Here is a 25,038-nt window from a genome sequence, read left to right as displayed (position 1 = left end):
GAGGAGGCCCGGCGCCCCTCGCCCCCGCGCGGCGCGATGGTGCCCGGTTCAGAGCTCGGGCGCCACGACCGGGGCGGCGACCTTCTCGGGCTTCCGCACCGAAGCGGTGTACCTGATGCCGATCACGGCCACCAGGCTCACCGCGCCCAGCACGGTCAGGAACACGGCGACCGGCATGGACGAGCCGTACGCGGCGTACAGCGCGGGGAAGGCCGGGGTGACGGCGCCGGCCACGGTGCCGCCGGCCGCGTACGCGATGGAGATGCCGCTGTAGCGGACCCTGAGGTCGAACATCTCGCTGAACAGGCCGCCCTGCGCGCCGGCCATGATGCCCTGCACCACCGCGGCCACCAGGAACGCGATCAGCGCGGGAACGGTCTCGCCGGTGTTGACCATCGCGAACATCGGGACCGGCCACGCCACCGCCGTGATCGCGCCGACGATGTAGAGCCGCTTGGCGCCGAAGCGGTCGGACAACATCGCCGACACGATGATCGCGATGATCCACACCGAGGACGAGGCCAGGATCAGGGTGAGCAGCGTGTTGCGCTCGAAGCCGGCCACCTGGGTCCCGTAGGTGAGCATGTACACGGTGACCGCGTAGCCCACCGCGGGCGGCGCGATCGCGGCCAGGCCGCCCAGGATGAGGTTGCGCGGGTGGTGGCGCAGCAGCTCGGCGAAGGGCACCTTGCTGATCTTCCGCTCCTGCTTCGCCCTGGCGAACTCGGGCGTCTCCGACAGGCGGAGCCGTACGACGAAGCCGACGATGACCAGCACCGCGCTCAGCAGGAACGGGATGCGCCAGCCGTAGGAGAAGAACGCCTCGTCGTCCATGCCGGAGACGGCCAGGAACGCCAGGTTCGAGGTCAGCACGCCGATCGGCACCCCGAACTGGGCGAAGCTGCCGTAGACGGCGCGACGCCCCGGTGCGGCGTTCTCGGTGGAGATGAGCAGCGCGCCGCCCCACTCGCCGGACACGCCGAAGCTCTGGACGAGACGGAGGGAGACCAGCAGCAGCGGCGCTCCGATGCCGATGGCCGCGTACGTGGGAAGCGTCCCGATGAGGAAGGTCGAACCGCCGGTCAGGATCAGCGTGAGGACGAGCATCGACTTGCGGCCGATCCTGTCGCCGAAGTGACCGATGACCGCGGCCCCCAGCGGCCTGACCAGGAATCCGGCGGCGAACGCCGACAACGACGCGAGCGTGGCGGCCTCGGGCGACGCGTCCGGGAAGAACAACCGGGGGAACACCAGTGCGGCGGCGGTGCCGAAGATGAAGTAGTCGTACCACTCGATCGACGTGCCGATGAAGCTGGCGGCGAAGAGCCCTCTGGTGGATGGAGGCTTGGACGTGCCGTTGTTCGTCATGGGTGGCACTCCTCAGAGCGGGGGTGGGGTGTCGGCGGTTTGCGGAGTTGTAGGGACCGTATTTCGCCCGGCGCCGTAGATCGTGGGTCATCTGCGGCACCCGGCCTACGTCATCTGTCGCGGTCGCGGCCGTCCGGGGCAGCGAGGGGCGGCGGCCGCCGTGGCGGCCCGCCGTCGACGTCGAGGATGTGCCCGGAGATCCACCGGGCCCGATCGCTGAGCAGGAACAGCGCGGCCTGGGCGACGTCCCAGGCGGTGCCCTCGGTCATGAGCGCGGTGCTCTCGCGCCGCCCCGCGCGTGCCTCCTCGGGCATGTTGGCGGCGGCGAACGACCCCCAGATCATGCCGACCCGCACGCCGTTGACCCGGATGCCCCGAGGGCCCAGCGTGGCCGCCGCGCCCTCGGTCAGGTTCTCCAGCCCCGCCTTGGCCAGGGAGTAGACCATGCCGGGCCCGCGCGCCCGCACGGTCACCGAGGAGATGTTCACGATCGACCCGCCGCGCGGCAGCACGGGGACGGCGTGCCGGGTGACCTGCCAGGCCGAGGTGAGGTTGACCGCCATCAGCTCGGCGAACCGGTCAGGGGTGACCTCGAACAGCCCGGCGGGGTCGCCCGAGGCCACGTTGTTCACCACGGCGTCGAGCCCGCCGAGGCGAGCGGCCGCCGCGGCGACCGCGGCGGCGCACGCCCGGTCGTCGGTCACGTCCGCGACCACGGGGACCGCCTCGCCGCCGTCCTCGCCGATCAGCTTCACGGTACGGCCGGCGGCCGCCGCGTCCCGGTCGAGCACCGCGACGCGCGCGCCGTGCGCGGCGAGCACCCGGGCGATGGCGTGGCCGACGCCCGGCAGCGCGCCGTTCTGCCCGGCCCCGGTGACCAGGGCGGCCCGGCCGGCCATCCACCGCGCACCGGCCCCGGCGAACGGATCAGCCAGCGGGTCGGCCGGCGGGTCGTCGGACATGAGCTCCTCACGCCTCCGGGGTCGTCGCGACGTCGCGTGGCGGCTCGACCCTGGCCGAGATGCCGGACCAGTTGGAGAACACCCGGACCACCATGGAGATCCCGGCGTTGCGGGCCCCCGCCACGACGATCGGCAGGTTCTTGGGCGCGCCGTCGGCGAAGTACCGGTGGAACGCGCCGGGATCGCCGTCGTCGCTCTGGCGCCGGACGTTCCCGTGCACGTGGTTCTTGCCGGCCCTGGCCAGGTCGGCCTCGGACCGCCCGCACCGCTCGATCAGCCAGTCGCGCACGCCGGCCTTGCTCATTCCGGCCGCGGCCAGCAGCTGCGCGTGCTCGGGACAGAACACCACGCCGGCGCTGGCGTGGCGGAAGATCCAGCTACCGGTACGCGAGATCGTGTCGGCGAAGTCGCCGAGCAGCGCCTCGGGGTCGTCGGTGTGCCGGTTGTCGACGAACTCGCTGGTCCTGAGCAGGGTCGTGGAGACGGCGCCGACGCCGGCGGCCACCCCGCCGTCCACCGAGAGCGGCTCCCACGGGCTCTCCTCCTCGTTCTCGGCGATGCACATCGCCCACCGCCCCGGGATGCCCTGGGTCGCCTGCTCCAGCACGTGCGGCACCACGCCGAGCGCGTTGCGGACGATCAGCCCGATCGCCCTGGCCACGGTGGCGTTGGCGCGGAAGCCGGGGCCGAACACGCCGCCGGCGCCGTTGAAGCCGAGACGCCGGCGTGCCGGGCCGTTGACCACGATCAGCGGCGCGGGGCCACTGGTGCTCTGCCAGCCGCCGCCCACGGTGGAGCGTTCGGCCATCAGCGCGTCCCAGGCGGCCAGCACCACCGGGAAGTATTCGGGCCGGCAGCCCGCCATCACCGCGTTGACGGCGGCCAGCTCGACCGAGACCTCCCGCTTGAGGTGGTCGAGCCGGCCGATGACCTCGTCGGCGGGCCGGGACGTGGTGGCGAGGAACGTGTCGACCAGCTCGCGCGTCGCCGGCACGACGGGCAGGCCGTCGGTCCAGCCCTGGTCGTACATGTACTCGATGGACGTGTACGCGCCGTCCAGGGCGTCGGTGACCTGCCCTTCGAGGGTGCCGCCGGTCATCGGGCGGGCTCGCGGACCCGGTTCGCCACGCCGGCGAGCAGTTCCGTGGCGCGCTCGGCGACCTGCTCGGCGTTCAGCACGGCCACCGGATGCGGCGTCAGCAGGATCTCGAAGTTCTCGTCGCCGTGCACGCCGGCCATCGCGCGCGCCGTCACCTCGAAGGCGTCGCTGACGATCACCGCGGCGGGGATGCCCGCCCGCTCGAACGCGATGCCGTCCGCCGCGGCCGACGCGCTGCACGAACCGCAGTCGCCGACGCCGGTGATCACCACGTCGCTGACCGCGGCGATCTCCCTGAGCATCGGCTCGTCCACCGGGAAGGCGACATGCGGCTTGGTGCGCTGGATCGTCACCACCGCGCCGTACCGGTCACGGAGCAGGTCGCCGAGCCCGGCCAGCAGCTGCGCGGCGTTCCGCTTGGTGTTGGTCAGCAATCCGACGCGGGCGCCGGCCAGGCTGGGCACCCGCCTGGCGGCCACCGCCGCGTGCGCGGGCCGTACGGACAGGCCGGTCGGGTCAAGGATTCGGTCGAACATCCCTCAGACACCTCTTCTCATCAGCTCAGCGCCTCGCCACCCGCTCGGCCCATCACGCCGGTGCGACGTCGCCGGGGTAGGACAGCCGGATGCCGTCGGGTCCCACGCCGAGGATCGGCGCCAGCATGCTCACCATCATGTTCTTGGGGACCAGGCAGTCGGGGCAGCTGCCGGCTCCGGCGGTGATCCGCACGTCGAAGGCGGAGCCGGCCTCCTCGACGCTCAACTGGTAGCCGTCGACGGCCAGGGTGGACCGGATCTGCTCCAGACGTGTTTCGTCGCGCATCTTCGCCTCACTCGTGATCGGGGCCGCCGGTACGTCCTGCGGGGGTGACCGGGTGCGACTACGACCCTGCTCAGAGCAATGTAGACCGTGGCATTACAGAAGAAATCTCGACTTTCATGACACGGAAGGGCTAGTGGTATTTCGTCCGTATGCCCTGATGGCCTTCCGCACGGGAAACCCCTTTTCCGTCCAGCGGAAGGGATTTTCGACCAGTTTGGGCTACTATCGAAAGGCTGTCCGTTTATGTAGCCTGGGTAACGCCCACGTAACTAGGTCAAGAATTAACGGACAGGCAGGTGAATTGGTGACTGTCCTGGCAGACAAGTCTCTCGAACCCCATCGCCTGACATCGGCCCAGCGCGTGCTCTCCATCCTCGGCGTCTTCGACACCGAGAACCTGGCGCTGTCCCTCAGCGACATCAGCCGCAGAACCGGACTCACGCTCAGCACCACCCACCGGCTGCTCAACGAACTACGCCGCTGGGGCGCGCTGTCCCGGCACAGCGACGGAAAGTACAGCATCGGCCTGCGCATCCTGGAGCTAGGCACCCTGGCGCCGCAGGGCGGCCAGCTGCGCGAGATCGCGCTTCCGTACCTGCACGACCTGCAGCACGCCACCCGGGGCAACATCCACCTCGGCGTGCCGGAAGGGCACGACGTCATCTACGTCGAGTCGCTGCGCGCCCGCGACACCGTCCCGGTGCCGAGCAGGCTGGGCGGGCGCTGGCCCATGCACGCGACCGGCACCGGGCTGGTGCTGCTCGCCCACTCCTCCCAGGAGTTCCAGGAGGAGGTGCTCGCCTCCAAGCTGCGCCGCTACACCGAGCACACGCTCACCGACCCCGACGCGCTGCGGCACTTCCTGGCCGAGGTCCGCACGTCGGGCGTCGCCATCGTGCAGAGCCAGCTCACCCACGACGCGATGGCCGTCGCGGTGCCCATCCGCGGCCCTCGCGACCGCGTCGTGGCCGCGGTCGGCATCACCGTGCCGCTCGGCTCGCCGTCCCCGCACTCCCTGGTGCCCGCGCTCGCCGCGACCTCCCGCAGTATCTCCCGCGCCCTCGGAGCGCCCTCGGCCGTCACCGGCGCCGGGGTGCCGCGCCAGACCGCGCACTGGCAGGTGCGCGAGGTCAAGTACTCCGGCTCCGCGGGACGCTGAGGGCCCGCAACCCCCGGGAAACCCGGTCGAGAGCCCGCGCCCGCGGGAAACACGGACGCGCCGGGAGCGGCCCGCTCCCCTGATGCGGGCCGTTCCCGGCGCGTCCGGTCACTCCCCCATCGGGACGGAGGTGACCGGCTCGACCGGGTAGCGGTGCGGAGGACCGCCCTCGACCGGCAGGATGTGCCCGGAGATCCACCGGGCCCGGTCGCTCAGCAGGAACAGCGCGGCGTGCGCGATGTCCCAGGAGGTGCCCTCGGTCTTCAGCGCGGTGCCCTCGCGGCGCTGCTCGCGCATCTCCTGGGTCATGGAGCCCTTCGCGGCGAACGCCCCGTAGATCGCGCCGACCGCGATGCAGTTGACGCGGATGCCCTGCGGCCCGAGCGTGGTCGCCGCCCCCTCGGTCAGGTTCTCCAGGCCGGCCTTGGCCACGCAGTAGATCAGGCCGGGCCCGCGCCTGCGCGCCCCGACGGACGAGATGTTCACGATCGAGCTGCCGCGCGGCAGCACCGGGACGGCATGCCGGGTGATCGACCACGCGGACTTGAGGTTGATGTCCATCAGCCGGTCGTAGTGCTCGGGGGTGGTGTCGAACAGCCCGCTGCGGTCGCCGGCCGCGACGTTGTTGACCACCGTGTCGAGCGCGCCCAGGCGGTCGGCCACCTCGGCCACGGCCCCGGCGCAGGCCCGGTCGTCGGTCACGTCGGCGACCACGGAGATCGCCTCACCGCCCTCCCCCACGATCAGCTTCACCGTGCGCTCGGCGGCCTCCTCGTTCCTGTCGAGCACCGCGACGCGGGCGCCGTGCCTGGCCAGCACCCGGCAGACGGCGTACCCGACGCCCGGGTAGGAGGTGTTCTGGCCGCCCCCGGTGACGAGCGCGGTGCGCCCGGTCATCCACCGGGGACCCGCGCCGGCGAAGGGATCGATCATCGGATCGTCTGACATTTCCTGCTCCTGTCCTGGTGTGCCTGACCGGCCCGGCGGGGGTTGCCGGGCCGTGCGCCCGCGGTCGCCGGCGGTCCGTCAGCCGCAGACCCGGGTCAGGCGGGACTTCATCTCCGTACGCTCCAGCGAGCCGGGCGGGACGAGGACGACCGTGGCCCGCACCGTCAGCCGGGCCCGGATCAGCTCCTCGATCTCCTGCCGCAGCCGCTCCTGGTCACCGGGCTCCTCGCCGAGCTCGACGTCGACCCGCAGCGGCGGCTCCACGCGCGGTCCCGGGCCGGGAAGGACGACCTGCACCACGCCGTTCGTCCGGGGATGCAGGGTCTGCGCCAGATCGCGGATCGCCGTGGGGAACACGTTCACCCCCAGCACGATCAGCATGTCGTCGGTACGGCCCACACACCGGATGAGCGGCGCGCCGTCGCCGGCGAGCCCGGTCACCAGCACGCGGTCCCGGGTGCGGAACCGGACGAGCGGGCAGCACTCGCGGTCGACCGAGGTGTAGACGAGCTCGCCCGTCGCGCCCGGCTCGGGGTCGATCGGCTCGCCGGTGTCCGGGTCGATGAGCTCCACCACCACGTGCCGGCCGCCGGTGAACCGCATGCCGCCGGCGCCCGGAGGCTCGGCGAACAACACCGGCGCCATGTCCGCGTTGCCCAGGCCCTCGGTGACGCGCGCGCCCCACTCCCGCTCCATACGCTGCTGGAACGCGGGCTCGCCGCCCCCTGGCTCGCCCCCCACGAAGATCTTGGTGATGCCGAACTCCTTGGGGTCGCGCCCCAGCTTGCGTACGTGCTCGGCCAGGTAGCGCACGTAGGAGGGGGTGGCGTGCAGCGCGGTGACGCCCAGGGACTCCAGCGCCTGGACCGCCTTGTCCGACGCCCCGGTGCCGATCGGGACCATCGTGCAGCCGATGTGCTCCAGCGCGTCCCTGATCGGCAGCCCGCCCACGAACAGCGTCAGCCCGGAGCCGTGCAGCACGACGTCCTCGCGCCGCGCGCCCATGGTCGTGAACGCCCGCGCCACCATCTCGGTCCACGTCCCGGCGTCACGCCGGGTCACCCCCACCCAGCTCGGCTTGCCGGTGGTGCCGGTGGAGGCGTGGACGCGGATCACGTCGACCATGTCGACGCCCGCGTGCCGGCCGAGCGGGGGCGAGTCCGCCTGGGAGTCGCGCAGGAGTTGCTTGTCCGTGAAGGGCAGCTTGCGCAGATCGTCGAGGGAGACCAGCGCCGACGGATCGACCCCGTGCCCGGCGAACAGGTCGGCGTAGAACGGAGAGCGCGCGGGCAGCCCGGCGAGCTGCGCGCGGAGCATCGCGGTGACGGTCTCTCGGTCCTCTGCCGCGACGAAGCCGGGTTTGATCACTGATGGTCCTTCCGGGAGGTGGGAGTGCCGGTGCTCGGATACTGGCGGCGGAGTCACGCACGGACGGCCGCGGCGCATGAGTCGTAGTCGAGGCGATGCCTCTGAGCAATGGCCAGCGGTGCTCCACTATGCCCAGCGGGCCGGCCGGCGGGCCACCTGACTTTCGCGTCGCGGAAAGCAAATGCGCGGCCGTGAACAGCGTTCATGAATGCTTTCCGCGACGTGAAATCCTCGTCGCGTTCCCCTGCCGGCGCCGCCATCCTGACAGCGAAACCCACCAGGAGGAAGGCCCCCTTTCGATGGCAGACACGGTACGCGCGGCGGTGCAGGTCGCCCCGAACAAGATCGAGGTGCGCGAGTTCCCCCGCCCGAGGATCGGCCCGGACGACGGCCTGCTCCGCGTGGAGGCCAACGGCGTCTGCGGCAGCGACGTCGAGATCTACAGAGGACACCTCGGGTCGATGGACCAGGACGATCCGAAGCCGTTCGTGCCCGGGCACGAGCCGATGGGCATCGTCGAGGAGGTCGGCGAGCGGGCCGCCGAGCGGTGGGGCGTCAAGCCCGGCGACCGGGTGGCCGTCGAGATCATCATCCCGTGCCACTCCTGCCGCAGGTGCCTGACCGGGCGCTACCAGTCGTGCCCCAACCGCAGGCCGGGCCACGGAGTCGCGTCGCTCGACGTGGCGCCGTCGCTGTGGGGCGGGTTCGCCGAGTACATGTACCTGTCGCCCCGCACGATCCTGCACCCCATCGACCCGGCCCTCCCCGCCGAGGTGGCCGCGATGTTCAACCCGCTGGGCGCGGGGGTGCGCTGGGCCTGCCACCTGGGCGGCGTGGGGCTGGGCGACACCCTGCTGGTGCTCGGCGCCGGGCAGCGCGGCCTCGCCGCGGTCATCGCGGCGCGGTCGGCCGGCGCCGGCCCGATCATCGTCACCGGCCTGGAGGCGGACGCCCACAAGCTGGCCCTGGCCCGCGAGTTCGGCGCCGACCACACGATCGTCGTCGACGGCGAGCGGGCCGAGGACACCGTGGAGCGGGTCCGCGAGATCACCGGCGGCGAGATGGCCGACGTCGTGCTGGAGCTCACCCCGATGGCCGCGGAGCCGGTCACCGACGCGCTGCTGTCGGCGCGGCACGGCGGCCGGGTGGTGCTGGCCGGGCTCAAGGGCCGCCGCGAGATCCCGCTGCGCACCGACCTGATCATCAACCGGGCGCTGACCGTGATCGGCGCGTTCGGCGTGGACAACCGCGCCTACCGCGAGGCGATCGGCATCATCGAGTCGCGCCGCCACCCTCTGGAGAAGATGCACACCCACTCCTTCGGGCTGGACGACACCGTCCTCGCCATCGAGACCCTGGGCGGCGGCGTGCCGGGCGAGGCCGCCGTGCACGTCACGGTCCACCCCCACTCCTGAGGTCTCCGAGGTTCGCCGTGCTTGTCGACGCCCACGCCCACCTGCTCCCCCGCGACTACCCGGCCGGCGCCCCCGCATGTTTCCCGCGCATGGAGCCGATCGACGGCGCCACCGCCCGCCTGCTGGTGTTCGGCGCCACCCGGTTCCGCGCCCGCGAGGTGTTCTTCGACGCCGAACGCCGGATCGAGGCGATGGACGCCTCCGGCGTGACCGCCGAGGTGCTCACGCCCATGCCGCCGCTGCTCCGCTACGACCTGCCGCCCGCCGACGGGCTGTCGCTGGCCCGGCACGTCAACGAGTACACCGCCACGCTGTGCGCCGCCGGCCCCGGGCGGCTCATCGGCTTCGGCATCGTGCCGATGCAGGACCCGGACGCCGCCGCCACCGAACTCAAGGCCGTACGCGAGGCAGGGCTGCTCGGCGTGGAGATCACCTCCCACGTCCTGGGCGCCTCCATCGGCGACGAACGTTTCCTGCCGTTCTTCGCCGAGGCCGAACGGCTCGACCTGCCGATCTTCGTGCACGCCCTTCCCGCCCCGACCGACCGGCTGCCCCGCTCGGCCACGGGCACGTACGTCGTGGGGCTGGAGGGCACGCTGGCCGCCGCGTCACTGATCACCGGCGGCACCGCCGCGGCATGCCCGGACCTGCGCGTCTCCTTCAGCCACGCCGCGGGCGGCTTCCCGCTCATGGTCCCGCGCGCGCAGTATTTCTGGGGCGGTACCTGGAACGAGGAGCCGCCGATCCCCGAGCGGGCGATCGCGCACGCCGAGGGCCCGTCGCCGCTCGGCCAGGCCCGCCGCTTCTACTACGACTCGATGGTCTTCGACCGCCGCGCCCTTCGCTATCTCATCGACTTGCTCGGGCACGACCGCCTGCTCGTCGGCTCCGACTTCCCGGCCATGGAGCGCGAGGACCCGGCCGGGCGTACGCTGCGCTCCCTCGACCTGCCCGAGGCCGTCCTGGCCGACATCACCTGGCACAACGCCTACCGCTTCCTGGGCGTCGACCCGCCCCGATGAGCCGATCCGCGCTGGTCACCATGCCCGTGTCACGGGCGCGGCGAAATCTTTTCGCAGGGCGAAAGGGCTGTGGCGGGCCGATTTCGACCAGCGCATAGTGGCGTGACAGGAGTCACACCAGGCCGCGGCGATCCGCCGCGCGCCGCCGGACCCTTTCTCACCACGCGGGCCGCCCTCCCCAGCAACTCCCCGATGACGAAGGAGCGACGACGGTGCCGTCCCCACCGCTGCTCGAAGTGAATGATCTCTATGTCCGTTTCCCCACTCCTGCCGGACCGGTGAACGCCGTCGCCGGTGTCTCGTTCACGGTCTCGGCCGGCGAGACGGTCGCGGTGGTCGGTGAGTCGGGTTCCGGCAAGAGCGTGTCGTCGCTGGCGCTGCTGGGGCTGCTCGGCTCGGGCAACATCTCGGCGGGCTCGGTGCTGCTGCGGGACGAGGAACTCGTGGGAGCCGCCCCCGAGCGGCTGCGGCAACTGCGCGGCTCCGAGCTCGCCATGATCTTCCAGAACCCGATGAGCTCGCTGGACCCGCTGTTCACGATCGGTGACCAGCTGGTCGAGGCGTTGCGGGCGCACCGGCCCGTGACGCGCGGGGCCGCCAGGGCGCGGGCCGTGGAGCTGTTGCGGGAGGTCGGGCTGCCGGATCCGGAGCGACGCGTACGTGCCTATCCGCACGAGTTGTCCGGCGGCCAGCAGCAGCGGGTCATGGTGGCGATCGCCCTTGCGGGCGAGCCGGCGCTGCTCATCGCCGACGAGCCCACCACGGCGCTGGACGTGACCGTCGAGGCGCAGATCCTGGAGCTGCTGCGCACGATGCAGCGCGAGCACGGCACGGCGCTGCTGCTCATCACCCACGACATGGCGGTGGTGGCGGAGATGGCCGACCGCGTCGTGGTGATGTACGCCGGGCGGGTGGTGGAGCAGGGACCGGTGGCGGAGGTGCTGCGCTCGCCGCGCAATCCGTACACGCGGGCTCTGATCAACGCGGCGAACGCCTTGTCGAGCCGTCGCAGCGTGGCCTGCTGGGAGGAGAACGACCAACGCGCCTGCCCGTCCGGGTCGTCGGCGCGGATGTGTTTCAGCTCGGCCGACTGCTCGCCGTACCGGACGCTCACGCCCGCCCTGGCGTAGGCGGTGCGCCGGTGCTCCAGAGCGGCGTTGTACAGCTGCCGGTGGTCCTCCAGGCACGCCGCCAGCGCCGCCGCCTGCCGGGCCGTGGGGCGCAACAGGAACCGGAACGACCTGCGCACACCCCACCCCCCATCACGTTTCGTAACGACACCGCCACGCTACCGGCTGCCGCCGACAAAATCAGGAAGGACATCCGTGATGCGCAGACCCGACCGGTCAGGGCACACTCGGGCCTTGACGGCCCTCCCGCTCCCGATTCACCCGTCGCCTCAAGGCGACGGTCCCCTCGGGAGGATCTGATGGAGGCCGTCGACTGGGACGGCATGGGCCGGAACATCCGGGGCCGGTACAACCTGACCTCGCTGGTCCGGCCGGACATCTCCACCGCCGCGCTGAGCAAGGAGGAGGTGCTGAAGCTCAGGCCGTACAGCCCGGAGAACGCCAGGAAGCTGCTGACGCAGGCCGGGCTGCCCAACGGGTTCAGCACCAAGCTCATGGTGCAGCGCGTGGACGACGAGGACGTCCGTGAGGCGCAGTGGATGCAGGACGACCTCGCCAAGGTCGGCATCACGATGGAACTGGAGATGGTCGACCCGAGCACGGGCATCGACAGGCGCCGCAACCACGACTTCGCGGTGGCCAAGGCGCTGCGCGGCGTGCACCTGCCCGACCAGGTCTGGCGGGACTTCGAGCCCGACTCGCTGGAGAACTACACCCGGATCGACGACAAGGAGCTGTACGAGCTGCTGGACCGGTCGCGCACCGAGCTCGACGACGACAGGCGCGACGAGATCTACAAGCAGATGCAGATCCGGATGGAGGCGGTGATCCGCCAGGTCTACTACCCGATCCAGAAGTTCGACTACTCGATCTACAGCGAGCGGGTGCGGGCTCTGTACGACAGCCCGATCTATCAGGGCAAGCGGCTCGCGGACGTGTGGCTGAGCGATTCGTGACGCCGGGCCCGCGCCTGGCGGCGGCCGCCGGGTGCCTCCCCCGGCGGTCGCCGTTCCTCGCGTTCACGCCGCGCCAGGCGCCGTTACGTGAACGTTATAGCCCGCCCTCGGGCCCTCTGGCGTCCGCTTCTTCGCAGGTCAGCGCAGCGAGCGTGGTGGCAGGACGGATTTTTCCGGGTTATTGACGAAAAAGACGGTGAGTAGGCAGACTCTGCCGTATGTCACAACCCGGTGGCCCCCTGTCACAGCTCCGGCGCGGGCACGAGGAGCTCGTGCTCGGGCTGCTGCGCAAGCACGGCCCGCTCAGCCGCGGCGAGCTCGGCAGGCGTTGCGGGCTGTCCCGTACCACCCTGTACGACATCCTCGCCGAACTCGTGGCCGGCGGCGCGGTCGTCACCGCGAGCGAGCGGGAGACGCCGCGCGGGCGCGGCAGGCCGGCCGAGACCCTGACCCTCAACCCGGACGCCGGCCAGGCGATCGGCATCGACTTCGCGCGGCGCGGGCTGCACGTCGCGGCCATCAACCCGGCGCACGAGATCGTCGGCTCGGCCAGCGAGCCGCACGACGCCGACCTGCCGTGGGAGCAGCGGGTCGAGCTGGCCGGCCGGCTCGTCGGCTCGCTCACCGGCGGCACCCTCAGCCTGGGAGCGCTCAGCGCGATCGGCGTCGGCGTGGTCGGCCCGGTCGGGGAGCCGGCCGGGCCGCATCCGGCGCAGGTGCTGCTGCGCGAGCGGTTCGGCGTTCCGGTGCTGCTGGACAACAACACCAGGCTCGCCGCGCTGGGCGAGGCGATCTGGGGCGCCGCGGCCGGCGTACGGGACGTGCTGTACCTGCGCCTGTCCCACGGCGTCGGCGGCGGGCTGGTGGTCGGCGGGTCGCTGCACCGCGGCGCGTACGGCCTGTCCGGCGAGTTCGGCCACATCACCGTCGACCAGGACGGCGCCCGCTGCGACTGCGGCGGCACCGGCTGCCTGGAGACCGTCGCCTCGATCAGGGCCGTCCTCGACGCCTACCGCGCCGCCGGCGGGCGCGCCGGCGACGTGCCCGAGCTGGCCAAGGCGGCCGGGGCGGGCGACGCGGCCGCGCTGGCCGTGCTGGACGGCGTGGGCGCCGGCATCGGCGGTGTGCTCGCCGCCCTGTGCAACGCGATCGGCCCCAGCGTGATCGTGGTCGGCGGCGAGCTGGCGGAGACCGGGAGCGCGCTGATGGACCCGATCGAGCGGGAGTTGCGCGCCCACGTCATGCCGATCTCCCGGCACCGGGTGAGCCTGCGCCGCGCCACCCTCGGCGAGGTCGCCGGCGCCCTCGGCGGCATCGCCCTGGTGCTGCACGAGTCCCCGCTGCTCTCGCGCTATCCGGCCGGCCCGGAGCTCGCGGAGGACCTCCCGACGACCCAGCCCGGCACGAGACCGGCGAAGGAGAACCCATGACCCAGCTCACCGCGCTGGGCAAGTCACCCGCGGCCCCGGCCGCACGGCGCGGCGCCGGACGCCCGCGGCGCGCCATCGCACTCAACCTGATCGCGGTCGTCATCGGCCTGCTCGTCTGGACGCTGCTGGCGTCGATCGGCGTGCAGGGCCTGCCCGGCCCTCTGCAGGTGGCGGCCAAGGCGGGCGAGCTGATCGCCGACGGCACCCTGCTGGACGACGCGCTGGCCAGCCTGCGCAGGGTGCTGCTGGGCTTCCTGCTCGGCACCCTGCTGGCCGTCCCGATCGGCTTCCTCATGGGCTGGTACGCCACCGCGCGCGGCCTGCTGGAGCCGTACGTGCAGTTCTTCCGCACCATCCCGCCGCTGGCGATCATTCCGCTGGCGATCGTGCTCATGGGCATCGGCGAGGTGCCGAAGGTTTTCGTGATCTTCCTGGCGTCGTTCCTGTCCAGCGTCGTGGCGACGTTCCAGGGCGTGGTGGACGTGGACAGGACGCTCATCAACGCGGCCCGCGTGCTCGGCGCCTCCGACCGGACCATCTTCCTCAAGGTCGTGGTGCCGGCCTCCACGCCGTTCATCCTGGTCGGCATGCGGGTCGGTCTCGGCTCGGCCTGGGGCACGCTGGTCGCCGCCGAGCTGATCGCGGCCCAGGAGGGCCTCGGCTTCCGCATGCAGCAGGCCCAGCTCTACTACGACCTGTCCACGATCTTCGTGGGGCTGATCGCGATCGGCCTGCTGGGCCTGCTGATGGACCGGCTGCTGCTGCTGGCCGAGCGGCGCCTCACCGACTGGCAGGAGCGCAGATGAACACCAAGATCTCCTTCACCGACGTGGTCAGGACCTACCCGATCAAGGACGGCACGTTCACCGCTCTCGACCGGGTGTCGCTGGACATCGCCGACCGCGAGTTCGTCACGGTCGTGGGCCCGTCGGGCTGCGGCAAGAGCACGCTGATGAGCATGGCCGCCGGGCTGGTCGAGCCGACCTCGGGCGAGGTGCTCGTGGACGGCGTGCCGGTCACCGGCCCCGGGCCCGACCGGGGAGTGATCTTCCAGCAGTACGCGCTGTTCCCGTGGCTGACGGTGCGCAACAACGTCGAGTTCGGGCTGAAGCTGGCCGACATCCCGGCCGCGGAGCGCCGGCGGCGGGCCGAGCGGGCGATCGAGCTGGTCGGGTTGTCCGACTTCGCCGACGCGCTGCCCAAGACGCTGTCCGGCGGCATGAAGCAGCGCTGCGCGATCGCCCGCGCGTACGCGGTGAACCCGCAGGTGCTGCTCATGGACGAGCCGTTCGGCGCGCTCGACGCGCTGACCAGGGTGCAGCTTCAGGACCAGCTGCTGGACACCTGGCGCCAGGAGCAGCGCACGGTCATGTTCATCACCCACGACGTGGACGAGGCCGTCTACCTGGCCAGCCGGGTCATCGTCATGGCCGCCAGGCCGGGCCGCATCCAGCAGATCATCGACGTGGACCTGCCGTACCCCAGAACGGAGGAGATGCGGCTGTCGCCCGAGTTCGGACGGATCCGCAACGAGGTCTGGCACGCCGTCTACCACCAGGCCCCGGCCGCGGCCTGACCCCACCCTGCTTCCCGCCCAGGGCCCCGGCCCGCAGACACCTCCCGGAAAGGACTGATCCGCCATGCGTTCTCTTCGCCGCGCCCTGACGGCCGCCTCGGCGGTGAGCCTGTTGACGCTCTCCGTGACCGCCTGCGGCGACGACGGCTCCACAGTCAGGTTCGGCTACATCAGCGACTACAACGGCGCGAGCCTGCTCGCCATCGCCGACAAGCAGGGCCTGTGGGACAAGCAGGGCCTCACCCCCGACATCAAGGTCTTCACCAACGGGCCGCTGCAGATCCAGGCGCTCGGCTCCGGCGACCTCGACTTCGGCTACATCGGCCCTGGGGCCATGTGGCTGCCCGCCACCGGCAAGGCCAAGGTCGTCGCGATCAACACGCTCGCGTACGCCGACCGCGTCATCGGGCGGCCGGGCGTCAAGACCATGCGGGACCTCAAGGGCAAGAAGGTCGGCGTGCCCGAGGGCACGTCCGGCGACATGGTGCTCAACCTGGCGCTGGGGAAAGCGGGCATGACCGCCGAGGACATCCAGAAGATCCCCATGGACCCGGCCACGGTCGTCTCGGCGTTCTCGGCCGGGCAGATCGACGGCGCCGGGATCTGGTACCCACTGATCGACACGATCAAGCAGAAGGTTCCGGACACGGTGGAGCTGGCCAGCACCAAGGAGTTCCCGGACAGTTCGTTCCCGACCGCGTTCGTCGGCGGCACCGGCGTGGACCGGGAGGTCACCCGCAAGGTGATCAAGGTGCTGCAGGCGGCCAACGACTGGCGGGCGGCACACCCCGAGGAAGCGATCACCGAGGCGGCCGCGCTGCTCAGGCTCGACGCGGCCAAGGTCAAGGCCGACGCGGCGAACGTGCAGGTCATGAGCACCTCCGACCTGGTCGCCAAGACCAAGGACGGCACGGTCGCCACGTGGCTGAACAGCCTGAGCGACTTCTTCGTCAGCACCGGCCAGCTCAAGTCCCGCCCGGATCCGGCGACCTACTACACCGGCGACCTCTACACGGAGGCCTACACCAAGTGAACCTGCTGTTCCTGATGACCGACCAGCACCGCGTCGACACCCTGGGCTGCTACGGCAACCCGCACGTGGCCACGCCCAACCTGGACCGGCTGGCCGCGACCGGCACCCGGTTCGACCGGTTCTACACGCCGACGGCCATCTGCACGCCGGCGCGGGCCAGCCTGCTCACCGGGCAGGCGCCGTTCCGGCACCGCCTGCTGGCGAACTACGAGCGCAACGTCGGCTACCTGGAGGACCTGCGGGAGGACGCGTTCACCTTCCCGGAGGCGCTGAGGGAGCGCGGCTACCAGCTCGGGCTGATCGGCAAGTGGCACGGCGGCACCAGCCGCAACGCCGCCTCCTACGGCTTCGACGGGCCCGACCTGCCGGGCTGGCACAACCCGGTCGACCACCCCGACTATCTGGCGTACCTGGAGGAGCGGGGGTTGCCGCCGTACCGGATCTCGGACCTGATCCGGGGCACCACGCCCAACGGCAACCAGGGCAACCTGCTGGCGGCGCGGCTGCACCAGCCGGTTGAGGCGACGTTCGAGCACTACCTGGCGACCAGGGCGATCGAGCACATGGAGCGCTACGCCGCGGACGGGCGGCCGTTCTTCCTGGCCACGCACTTCTTCGGGCCGCACCTGCCGTACCTGCTGCCGGACGAGTACTTCGACATGTACGACCCGAGCCTGGTGGAGCTGCCGCCGTCGATCGCGGAGACGTTCGAGGGCAAGCCGCCGGTGCAGCGCAACTACAGCGCGCACTGGACGTTCGACACGATCCCCATCGAGGTCACCCGCAAGCTGATCGCGGTCTACTGGGGTTATGTCACGCTGATCGACCAGCAGATCGGCCGGATCCTCGACCGGATGGACGAGCTTGGGCTCACCGGCCGGACGGCGGTGTTCTTCACCGCCGACCACGGCGAGTTCACCGGGGCGCACCGGCTGCACGACAAGGGCCCCGCGATGTACGAGGACATCTACCGGATCCCCGGCATCGTCCGCATCCCCGGCCAGCAGCCGCAGGTCAGGGACGAGTTCGCCACGCTCACCGACTGCACGGCGACGATCCTGGAGCTGGCCGGCTGCGACACGAAGCCGGCCGTGGACAGCCGCAGCCTGGCGCCGATCGTCCGCGGCGAGCGCCCGGCATGGCCGGGCGAGCTGCTCGCCGAGTTCCACGGCCACCACTTCCCCTACCCGCAGCGGATGATCCGCGACGACCGCTACAAGCTGGTCGTCAACCCGGAGTCGGTCAACGAGCTGTACGACCTGCACGCCGACCCGCACGAGCTGAGCAACCGGTACACCCATCAGGAGCTGGCCCCGGTCCGCCGCCGCATGATGCGCCGCCTGTACGACCTGCTGCGCGAGCGCGGCGACAACTTCTACCACTGGATGACCCCGATGTACGACATCGGCGCCCTCGACTACGACCCCACGCTGAGCTCCTTCGAGAAGGAGGGCAGCGCGGGCTGAGAGCCACGCCGCCCCGTGACCGGGCGGGGCGGCGTGCGAGGAGGTCAGCGCATGGCGTCCAGGCCCCTGACCACACCGGTCGTCAGCGTGCCGACCTCGGAGACGGCGATGCTCACCGTGTCGCCCTCCTGCAGCGTGAACGGCAGGTCGGGTACCAGGCAGGTGCCGGTCGCCAGCACCGCGCCGTCGGGGAAGACGTCGGCGCGGAACAGGTAGGAGGCCAGATCGTCGAGGCGCCGGTTGAGCTGCGAGGTGTTCGCCTTGCCGTCCCACACCGTCTCGCCGCCCCTGGTGATGGAGAGCGTGATGTCCAGCGCGTACGGGTCGGCGACCTCCCACGCGGGCCTGATCGCCGGGCCCACCGCGCACGCGCCCAGGTAGATCTTCGCCTGCGGCAGGTAGAGCGGGTTGACGCCCTCGATGGTGCGCGAGCTCACGTCGTCGACCACCGTGTAGCCGACGATCTCCCCTGAGGCGTTGAGCACCAGCCCGAGCTCCGGCTCCGGCACGTCGATCTCCGAGTCGGCGCGCGCCGAGATGCGCCCGCCGTGCCCGGAGACCTTCCACGCCGCCGACTTGAAGAAAAGCTCGGGTCTTTCGGCGTCGTAGACCAGCTCGTACACGTCGGCGGCGCGCTCGCTCTCGACGACCCTGGCCTCGCGCGAGCGCCGGTAGGTCACGCCCGCGGCCCACACCTCCATCCGGCCGTCCACCGGAGGCAGGATCCGCACGTCCGCGGAGGCGTGGCGAGGGCCGTCGGCGCCCTCGCACCGCACTCGGAACTCGGCGGACGGGAGCCCGAGGAGCTCGCCGACGGTGGTGACCCCGGACAGCTCCACCACCTGTCCACCGTCGTCGACGCCGACCGCGTCCGCGCCGGTCAGAGGGTTGGCGAACCGTACGATCTGCATGCCTGCTCCTAGCTCGATCAGACGAGGGGCGAAAATGTCATCCGATGAATTGTCCCCTATTCAGTCAAGTGAGGGGGTTTGTCCGCCCGGTTTCTGGGCCCGACGACATCGCCGGGCGAACACCATGGAGAAGGGCCGCACTAACCGTAGTTGACCAGGTACGCTACGTGACGCCGGACCGTACGGATCGATGGCGGTGACCAGTGACACAGGACGGCGCGCTCGGCGCACGGGAGGAGCCCGGGGCGCGGGGCCGGTCGCTCAGGAGGGCCGCCGGCTTGCTCTTCCCGGCCGCGACGGGCGTGACCGGCAACCTGGCCACCGGCAACCTGGGCGATCCGTGGTCGTGGGGCGCGCTCGCGGCGGTGCTGGCCGTGCACGCCGGTCTGCTGCTCGCCGGGCCGTCGCGGTGGTTCGGCGGGCCGGTGCGGGCGGCGGCCGTGTCACTGGTCGCCGTCGTCGTGACCGGCTTCCTGGTCCTCGCACCCGTGTCCCCGGGCGAGGCGCCCGCGTGCGCGAAGGCCGATCCCCGCACGTCCATCAAGCCGCCGATCCAGGACCCCGACCTCGGGGTGACCTGGGAGAGAGGCTTCGCCTGCGCGAACGCCGGAGGAACGGTGCACGCCGGGCCGGGCGCGGCGACCGCGAAGGTCGGGCGGCTCGACCGGGAGGGCCCCGACGTCTTCCTGTGCGTGGTCGAGACGGGCGACGGACATTGGTACCGCACCGTGGCCGACGAGCCGTGGGCGCACGGCGGGTGGGGATACATCTCCGAGGCCCACGTCAGGGCCGAACACCCCGTCCCCGGCATGGTGCCCTGCCCGGAGGCGGGCGTCAGCCGTTGACCGGGGTGCCGAGCGCGCTGCCGGCCAGCCAGTCCTCCCACGACTTCGCCCACGGCGTCGGCCCGTTGCCGAACCGCAGTTTCCTCGACGTGCCGGTGACCTCGATGATGTCGCCCCGCTGGGTGAACTCGTAGAACCAGCGGGCGTTCTCCGGGCTGGCGTTCACGCAGCCGTGGCTGACGTTGCGGCTGCCCTGCGCGCCGGTCGACCAGGGAGCGGCGTGGAAGAACGTGCCGCTGTAGGTCATCCGGACGTTCCACTTCGTACGGATCCGGTACTCCCCCGGCTTGCCGACGGTCGCCGAGTCCATGACGATCTCCGGCGCCTTCTCCTGGGCGATCATGACGCCCGAGTAGCTGTCGTCGCCCGGCTTGCCCAGGCTGACCGGCATGGTCCTGACGACGTCGCCGTTCTTCCGCACCACCGCCTTGTGAGCTCCGGCGCTGACCTTGGTGATGTGCTCGGGCCCGACGGTGAAGGTCAGCCTGCGGTCCTTGGCGCCCCACAGGCCGTCACCGGCCCGTACGCCCGCCAGATGCGCCACGACCGTCACCTGCTCCCCCACCGGCCAGTACGCGCGCGGCCTGAACTGCACCTCGCGGTCGCTCACCCAGCTCCACGCCCCCTCGACCGGCTGGGACATCCGCACCTCCAGCGACCGCTCGACCGCGGCCCGGTGCTCCTTGCCCGTCACCGGCCGGGACAGCAGCAGCTGCACGGGCATCCCGACCCCGACCGTCTCGCCGTCCAAAGGCGAGATGCCGCTCTTCAGCACGCGCTCCGGTTCGAGCGTGGTGAACGTCGCCCGGCCGGTGACCGGCCTGCCGTCGGTGCCCGTCGCCCGGGCGCTGACCGTGTACGTGGTCGAGGGCCGCAACGACCACCGGGGCCGCCACGTGCCGTCGGCGCCCACGGAGCCCCGCACCTCGCGTCCCCTGGCGTCGGCGACGCTCACCGCGCCGACCTTGCCTCCGGTGGCCTTGACGCTGACGCCGGTGTCCGGGGGGACCTTCCCGGCGCCGTCCGCGGGCGTGATCGACAGCTTGGCCGCCGGTTCCCGCTCCCCGTCCGGTGCCTGATCGCCGCCTGCCGTGCATCCGGCGCTCAGGAGCACCGCCGCCGTGAGGGTGCCGGCGAGCGCCCCGCCGGTCCGGCCGTTCCGCATCGCTCATGCCTCCCGTGCCTGGCAGATAGGGGTCGTGGTGCCAGATGGCCTACCTGCCCGGAACGGGCGGGACCCATGCGGCCCGGAGCCGTCGTGGCGCTCCGGCCGGGTGATGAGCTTGCCACCGCGTCCGGCCGCCGAGGATCATTCATCGGGTGGACTACTACCTGATCGCCGCCACGGCGGGCGGCCCGTCACCGGCGGCGATCCTCGTCGAGGAGTTCGTCCTCTGCGACGACTACACCGCCGCCGGCATCGACACCGCCGCGTGGCGGGCGGCGGCGCAGGCGTACGCGCGGCTCGGCGGCGGTGAGCTGCCTGCCGAGCCGCAACTGCGGGCACGGTCCGAGCGCCAGCCCCTTCCCGGGGACAGGCCGCTCGACCTGGGCACCTCGCCCGGCGCGCGCCGCTACCGCATCCTGTTCGCCGGGGAGTTGGGCACCGGCGCGCTGGCGAGCGCGCGCACGGCGCTCGGCGCGCTGCTGCACCACCACCGGCAGGCGATCCGCGCGCTGGGGCTGATCCCCGTCACGATCGAACGCTTCGCCTGAGACCGATCACCCGCCGGGTGTCACATTCTCCGCGTCTTCTTCGTCTAGATGGGTGACGAGCCCATCGAGACATAGGCGGATTGACGATGAAGGGCAGCTCACTGGCCGGAGCACTCGACGACCGGATCGGCGGGGCCGGCTGGCTGAAGAAGGCGATGCGCAAGGTCTTCCCCGACCACTGGACGTTCCTGCTCGGGGAGATCGCCCTCTACGCGTTCGTGGTCGTGCTGCTCACAGGCGTCTTCCTCACGTTCTTCTACAAGCCGAGCATGCAGGAGGTGGTCTACGACGGTTCGTACGTGCCGCTGCAGGGCGTCGCGATGAGCGAGGCGTACGCCTCCACCCTGGAGATCAGCTTCGACGTGCGCGGCGGGCTGCTGATGCGGCAGATGCACCACTGGGGCACGCTCGTCTTTCTGGCCGCCATCGTCGCCCACATGCTGCGCAACTTCTTCACCGGCGCCTTCCGCAAGCCCCGCGACCTGAACTGGCTGATCGGCGTGGCCCTGTTCGGCCTGGTGATGCTGAACGGGCTGTTCGGCTACTCGCTGCCCGACGACCTGCTGTCGGGCGCCGGTCTGCGCATCCTGCACGGGGTCACGATCTCCGTGCCGCTGGTGGGCACGTATCTCGCCATGTTCCTGTTCGGCGGGGAGTTCCCCGGCGGAGACATCATCTCCCGGCTGTACAGCCTCCACGTGCTGCTGTTCCCCGCGCTGCTGCTCCTGCTCATCCCGCTGCACGCGATCGTGCTGACCTGGCGGCAGACGCACACGCAGTTCAGGGCGAAAGGGCTGAACAACCGGGTGGTGCGCGGCGCCCCCTTCTTCCCCACGTTCCTGGCGAAGACGACGGTGTTCTTCCTGTGGGTGCTGGCGGTCATCACGCTGCTGGCGACGCTGTTCCAGATCAACCCCATCTGGCTGTACGGGCCGTACCTGCCGAGCACGATCAGCGCGGGCTCGCAGCCCGACTGGTACATGGGCTTCCTGGAGGGCGCGCTGCGCATCATGCCGCCGTGGGAGTTCACCGTCTTCGGGTCCACGGTGACCATGAGCGTGATCATCCCGGCCCTGGTGGCACCGGGACTGCTGTTCACGGCGCTGGCGCTCTACCCGTTCCTGGAACGCTGGATCACCCGTGACCACACCGTGCACCACCTTCTCGACCGGCCGAGGGACGTGCCCGTACGCGCCGGCCTCGGCGTCGCCGGGATCGCCTACTACGGCGTGCTCTGGCTGGCCGGCGGCAATGACGTGATCGCCTCGACGTTCCACATCTCGCTGTACGCCACCACGTGGATCTTCCGCGTCGCCATCTTCGCCGCGCCTGTGCTGGGCTACGTGATCACCCGGCGGATCGCCCTGGGGCTGCTGGCGCGCGACCGGCACACCGTCGCCCACGGCGTGGAGACCGGGGTCATCGTCCGCGGCCACGACGGCGCGTACAGCGAGATCGAGCGGCCGGTCACCGAGGAGGAGACCGCGGTGCTCGTACCCGCCGCGCGGCCCGCCCTGCCCGGTGGAAACGGCTCGGGCAACGGCTCCGGTAAGAGCCGGGACCACGGCGAGGTGCCGCCACCCGCCGGCCGCAGGGTCCGCGACGCCCTCCAGCGCTCCTGGAACCGCTGAGCGGCCCCTCACCTGCGCCCTCGGCTGGGCGCCTGATCCAGCCGCGTTCTTCCGGTGCTGTGGTGTTCGTCGAACCGCTGCCGGGCGGCCGCCGTATCTCCTCGTGTGAGCGTTGATCGCGCTTGAACGCCGAGCGGAGAGGAAGCGGCACCGGCAGCGGGGACACCGCGCGGGCCGGGCGGGCCGGCCTGCGCGGGCTGCGGGCGGGGGTGTTCGCGGTCGTCTGCGTGTTCGCCGCACTGGGCCTGCACGTGCTGGCCGGAGGCCCGGGCGCCCGCCTGGGAACCGTCGCCGCCGCGACCCTGGTGACGGGTGCGGGCGCGTTCGTCCTCGCCCGGCGGCAGCGGTCCCTGGGCACGCTGCTCGCCGCCTCCTTCGCCGCACAGTACGGAATGCACCGGCTCTTCAGCTCCGGCGACGCCGCCTTCTCCAGCCATCATGGGAGCGGGCATCTCGCCGGCGCCGGGATGGTGCTGGCCCACGTGCTGGTCGCGAGCGTGTCGGCGTGGTGGCTGCTGCGCGGCGAGACGGCGCTGTTCACGTCGGTGTCCCTGCTGGCCTGTTCGCTGCGCGGGCTGTGGCGCCGGCCGGCGACCCGTCCCGTACCGCCCCGCACGCCCCGCCCCGGGCAGATCGGCCCGTGGGACGGTAGTCCTGGCACTACCTCCAGGACGGGCCGCCGCACGATCGAGATCCGGCGGCGCGGCGGCCAGCCTGGGAGGCATGCATCTGACAACGACCAGCCTCCTCCTGCTCGGCTCGCTCGCCGTCGTTCCCTCCTCCCAGGCTCTCGGCTGGGGGACGTGCCAGGGCGACGACCGCCCCAAGGAACTGGAGTGCGCCTCCATCCAGGTGCCGCTCGACTGGCGGAAACCGGAGGGCCGCGCGCTGACCCTGCGGATCGCCCGCCTGCCCGCGACCGGGACCAGCAAGGGGACGGTGTTCAGCATCCCCGGCGGGCCGGGCGGGTCGGGCATCGACGACCTCTCCTACCGGGGCGGGAACTTCTCCGGCCTGCGCAAGCGGTTCGACGTGGTCAGCTTCGAGCCGCGCAACGCCACCACGTACGGCAGGCTGCCGGTCAGGTGCTTCGGCACCGGGCCGTGGCTCACCCGGCCGGACACGCCCAGCGCGTACGCGAAGCTCGGAGCGAAAGTGCGGCGCGGCGCGCAGGAGTGCAGGAAGCTCGACCCCGCCTTCTTCGACCATCTCGACTCGGCTTCCGTGGCGCGGGACATCGACGCCGTCCGCTCCGCGCTCGGGGACGAGCAGCTGAGCTTCGTCGCCACGTCGTACGGAGGGGTGCCCGCCGTCGCCTACGCCCGGTTGTTCCCGCAACGGGTCCGGGCCATGTACCTGGACGGGGCCGTCAACCAGCTGCGGGACGCGGCGACGGACGCCCGCGTGCGGTACCGCACGTACGAGGCGCAGTTCGAACGCTTCCTGACCTGGTGCCGGACGGTGGACGTGTGCGGCGAGAACATGGGCGAGCGCTGGCGGAAGCTGGTCGCGAGCGCGGACCGCGCGCCGATCCCCGTCAAGGGCCGGCCGGACGGCGAGGCGGTCGCGTACAGCGGGTTCGACCTGCAGGTGGCCGCGATGCCGAACCTGGTCGGGCCGGGCCCCGCGCCCGGCTATCCGCGCTGGCGGCAGCTCGCCGCGGCCATGCGACAGGCCGAGCGCGGGGACGCCGCCGGGTTCGCGAGCTATGTCGACGCCGGCGTCGGAAGCCTGAAGCCGCCGTCGTTCGTTGGCATGAACGCCACCCAGTGCGCCGACGGGCTGCGCTTCAGCGGCTATCGCGAATACCGGGCCGTGCGGGCGATGGGCGAGCGGGTCTCCCCCAACCTCGCCGGCATGGGGCTGTGGCACCGCCTCGGGTGCACGGGCTGGCCCGTGCCGGTGACCAACCCCGCCAAGCCGCTGCCGTCCGGGCTGCCGCCGTTCCTCGGCGCGGGCACGTGGACCGACCACGACGACACGGCCGACATCGTCCGCAGGGTGCCGGGGTCGGCGACGGTCCGCTTCGACGGGCACGGCCACGGGCTCTATCTCACGGGCAACGCCTGCGTCATCGCCCACGCCGACGCCTACCTCACCGACCTGCGCCTTCCCGCGCCCGGCAGCACCTGCCACCCACCTGCGTCATGACCCCGGCCGGGCTCCTGGGCCAGGCAACGA

General features: G+C 71.7%; 23 protein-coding genes and 1 pseudogene. 14 read left to right on the top strand and 10 right to left on the bottom strand.

Annotated elements, in window-relative coordinates; all coding sequences use genetic code 11:
• Positions 1-48: 48 nt before the first annotated feature.
• From ABGB14_RS03045 to ABGB14_RS03025, 5 genes are all read right to left on the bottom strand, one after another.
• Complete coding sequence (locus ABGB14_RS03045) at positions 49-1,368, bottom strand: MFS transporter (RefSeq protein ID WP_347641955.1); 1,320 nt, start codon at positions 1,366-1,368, stop codon at positions 49-51.
• A 110-nt stretch (positions 1,369-1,478) separates the two neighbouring features.
• Entirely contained in the window at positions 1,479-2,330 is an 852-nt protein-coding gene (locus ABGB14_RS03040) for an SDR family oxidoreductase (protein WP_347641954.1), read from the bottom strand.
• 7 nt (positions 2,331-2,337) lie between these two features.
• Positions 2,338-3,429 carry a hypothetical protein gene (locus ABGB14_RS03035; protein ID WP_347641953.1) on the bottom strand — a complete coding sequence of 364 codons (1,092 nt, stop codon included), beginning with the start codon at positions 3,427-3,429 and terminating at the stop codon, positions 2,338-2,340.
• Positions 3,426-3,965, bottom strand: a complete 540-nt coding sequence (locus ABGB14_RS03030) for a UGSC family (seleno)protein (RefSeq protein ID WP_347641952.1) — start codon at positions 3,963-3,965, stop codon at positions 3,426-3,428. Before ABGB14_RS03030 ends, ABGB14_RS03035 begins: the two co-directional genes overlap by 4 nt.
• Before the next feature lie 52 nt (positions 3,966-4,017).
• The gene (locus ABGB14_RS03025; protein ID WP_347641951.1) at positions 4,018-4,251 is read right to left on the bottom strand and encodes a hypothetical protein; all 234 of its coding nucleotides are present in this window, start codon (positions 4,249-4,251) and stop codon (positions 4,018-4,020) included.
• 304 nt (positions 4,252-4,555) lie between these two features.
• Between ABGB14_RS03025 and ABGB14_RS03020 the strand changes: the two genes are divergently transcribed.
• The gene (locus tag ABGB14_RS03020; RefSeq protein ID WP_347641950.1) at positions 4,556-5,410 is read left to right on the top strand and encodes an IclR family transcriptional regulator; all 855 of its coding nucleotides are present in this window, start codon (positions 4,556-4,558) and stop codon (positions 5,408-5,410) included.
• 108 nt (positions 5,411-5,518) lie between these two features.
• Here ABGB14_RS03020 and ABGB14_RS03015 read toward each other — a convergent pair whose 3' ends face one another.
• Positions 5,519-6,358 carry an SDR family oxidoreductase gene (locus ABGB14_RS03015; RefSeq protein ID WP_347641949.1) on the bottom strand — a complete coding sequence of 280 codons (840 nt, stop codon included), beginning with the start codon at positions 6,356-6,358 and terminating at the stop codon, positions 5,519-5,521.
• Positions 6,359-6,436: 78 nt separating this feature from the next.
• Positions 6,437-7,726, bottom strand: coding sequence for an AMP-binding protein (locus ABGB14_RS03010; protein ID WP_347641948.1), 1,290 nt, complete (start codon positions 7,724-7,726; stop codon positions 6,437-6,439).
• 299 nt (positions 7,727-8,025) lie between these two features.
• Here ABGB14_RS03010 and ABGB14_RS03005 point away from each other — a divergent pair, with 299 nt between their 5' ends.
• The 3 genes from ABGB14_RS03005 (at position 8,026) to ABGB14_RS02995 (ending at position 11,293) form a co-directional block, all read left to right on the top strand.
• Positions 8,026-9,141 (top strand): zinc-binding dehydrogenase, encoded by a 1,116-nt coding sequence (locus ABGB14_RS03005; RefSeq protein ID WP_347641947.1) that lies wholly within the window; start codon positions 8,026-8,028, stop codon positions 9,139-9,141.
• 17 nt (positions 9,142-9,158) lie between these two features.
• Positions 9,159-10,163, top strand: coding sequence for an amidohydrolase family protein (locus tag ABGB14_RS03000; protein ID WP_347641946.1), 1,005 nt, complete (start codon positions 9,159-9,161; stop codon positions 10,161-10,163).
• Positions 10,164-10,375: 212 nt separating this feature from the next.
• A complete protein-coding gene (locus ABGB14_RS02995) occupies positions 10,376-11,293 on the top strand; it encodes an ABC transporter ATP-binding protein (RefSeq protein ID WP_347641945.1) in 918 nt (305 codons plus the stop codon).
• Between the two features lie 47 nt (positions 11,294-11,340).
• On the opposite strand, the pseudogene ABGB14_RS02990 reads toward ABGB14_RS02995, so the two are convergent.
• Positions 11,341-11,412, bottom strand: a pseudogene (locus tag ABGB14_RS02990) (hypothetical protein); the annotation flags it as partial.
• Positions 11,413-11,592: 180 nt separating this feature from the next.
• Between ABGB14_RS02990 and ABGB14_RS02985 the strand changes: the two are divergent.
• The 6 genes from ABGB14_RS02985 (at position 11,593) to ABGB14_RS02960 (ending at position 17,754) form a co-directional block, all read left to right on the top strand.
• Positions 11,593-12,249 (top strand): ABC transporter substrate-binding protein, encoded by a 657-nt coding sequence (locus ABGB14_RS02985; protein WP_347641944.1) that lies wholly within the window; start codon positions 11,593-11,595, stop codon positions 12,247-12,249.
• A 218-nt stretch (positions 12,250-12,467) separates the two neighbouring features.
• The gene (locus ABGB14_RS02980; protein WP_347641943.1) at positions 12,468-13,679 is read left to right on the top strand and encodes an ROK family protein; all 1,212 of its coding nucleotides are present in this window, start codon (positions 12,468-12,470) and stop codon (positions 13,677-13,679) included.
• Complete coding sequence (locus tag ABGB14_RS02975) at positions 13,676-14,485, top strand: ABC transporter permease (protein WP_347641942.1); 810 nt, start codon at positions 13,676-13,678, stop codon at positions 14,483-14,485. The genes ABGB14_RS02980 and ABGB14_RS02975 overlap by 4 nt, the downstream gene beginning before the upstream one ends.
• Positions 14,482-15,255 carry an ABC transporter ATP-binding protein gene (locus ABGB14_RS02970; RefSeq protein ID WP_347641941.1) on the top strand — a complete coding sequence of 258 codons (774 nt, stop codon included), beginning with the start codon at positions 14,482-14,484 and terminating at the stop codon, positions 15,253-15,255. The genes ABGB14_RS02975 and ABGB14_RS02970 overlap by 4 nt, the downstream gene beginning before the upstream one ends.
• Before the next feature lie 64 nt (positions 15,256-15,319).
• Complete coding sequence (locus ABGB14_RS02965; protein ID WP_347641940.1) at positions 15,320-16,288, top strand: aliphatic sulfonate ABC transporter substrate-binding protein; 969 nt, start codon at positions 15,320-15,322, stop codon at positions 16,286-16,288.
• Entirely contained in the window at positions 16,285-17,754 is a 1,470-nt protein-coding gene (locus tag ABGB14_RS02960; protein ID WP_347641939.1) for a sulfatase-like hydrolase/transferase, read from the top strand. Before ABGB14_RS02965 ends, ABGB14_RS02960 begins: the two co-directional genes overlap by 4 nt.
• A gap of 44 nt (positions 17,755-17,798) precedes the next feature.
• Here ABGB14_RS02960 and ABGB14_RS02955 read toward each other — a convergent pair whose 3' ends face one another.
• Positions 17,799-18,665 (bottom strand): fumarylacetoacetate hydrolase family protein, encoded by an 867-nt coding sequence (locus tag ABGB14_RS02955; protein ID WP_347641938.1) that lies wholly within the window; start codon positions 18,663-18,665, stop codon positions 17,799-17,801.
• Between the two features lie 203 nt (positions 18,666-18,868).
• Between ABGB14_RS02955 and ABGB14_RS02950 the strand changes: the two genes are divergently transcribed.
• Complete coding sequence (locus tag ABGB14_RS02950; protein ID WP_347641937.1) at positions 18,869-19,510, top strand: hypothetical protein; 642 nt, start codon at positions 18,869-18,871, stop codon at positions 19,508-19,510.
• Here ABGB14_RS02950 and ABGB14_RS02945 read toward each other — a convergent pair.
• Positions 19,500-20,675 (bottom strand): Ig-like domain-containing protein, encoded by a 1,176-nt coding sequence (locus ABGB14_RS02945; RefSeq protein WP_347641936.1) that lies wholly within the window; start codon positions 20,673-20,675, stop codon positions 19,500-19,502. The two genes, ABGB14_RS02950 and ABGB14_RS02945, sit on opposite strands and share 11 nt — an antisense overlap.
• Positions 20,676-20,830: 155 nt before the next feature.
• Between ABGB14_RS02945 and ABGB14_RS02940 the strand changes: the two genes are divergently transcribed.
• The 3 genes from ABGB14_RS02940 (at position 20,831) to ABGB14_RS02930 (ending at position 25,008) form a co-directional block, all read left to right on the top strand.
• On the top strand, positions 20,831-21,226 hold the full coding sequence (locus ABGB14_RS02940) for a hypothetical protein (protein WP_347641935.1): 396 nt from the start codon (positions 20,831-20,833) through the stop codon (positions 21,224-21,226).
• An 86-nt stretch (positions 21,227-21,312) separates the two neighbouring features.
• Entirely contained in the window at positions 21,313-22,857 is a 1,545-nt protein-coding gene (locus ABGB14_RS02935; protein WP_347641934.1) for a ubiquinol-cytochrome c reductase cytochrome b subunit, read from the top strand.
• Positions 22,858-23,580: 723 nt separating this feature from the next.
• Positions 23,581-25,008, top strand: a complete 1,428-nt coding sequence (locus ABGB14_RS02930; protein ID WP_347641933.1) for an alpha/beta fold hydrolase — start codon at positions 23,581-23,583, stop codon at positions 25,006-25,008.
• Positions 25,009-25,038 lie beyond the last annotated feature (30 nt).

This window comes from Nonomuraea sp. B10E15, assembly GCF_039871615.1.
Classification (GTDB): Bacteria; Actinomycetota; Actinomycetes; order Streptosporangiales; family Streptosporangiaceae; genus Nonomuraea.
This window is presented reverse-complemented; position numbering and strand designations above follow the sequence as displayed.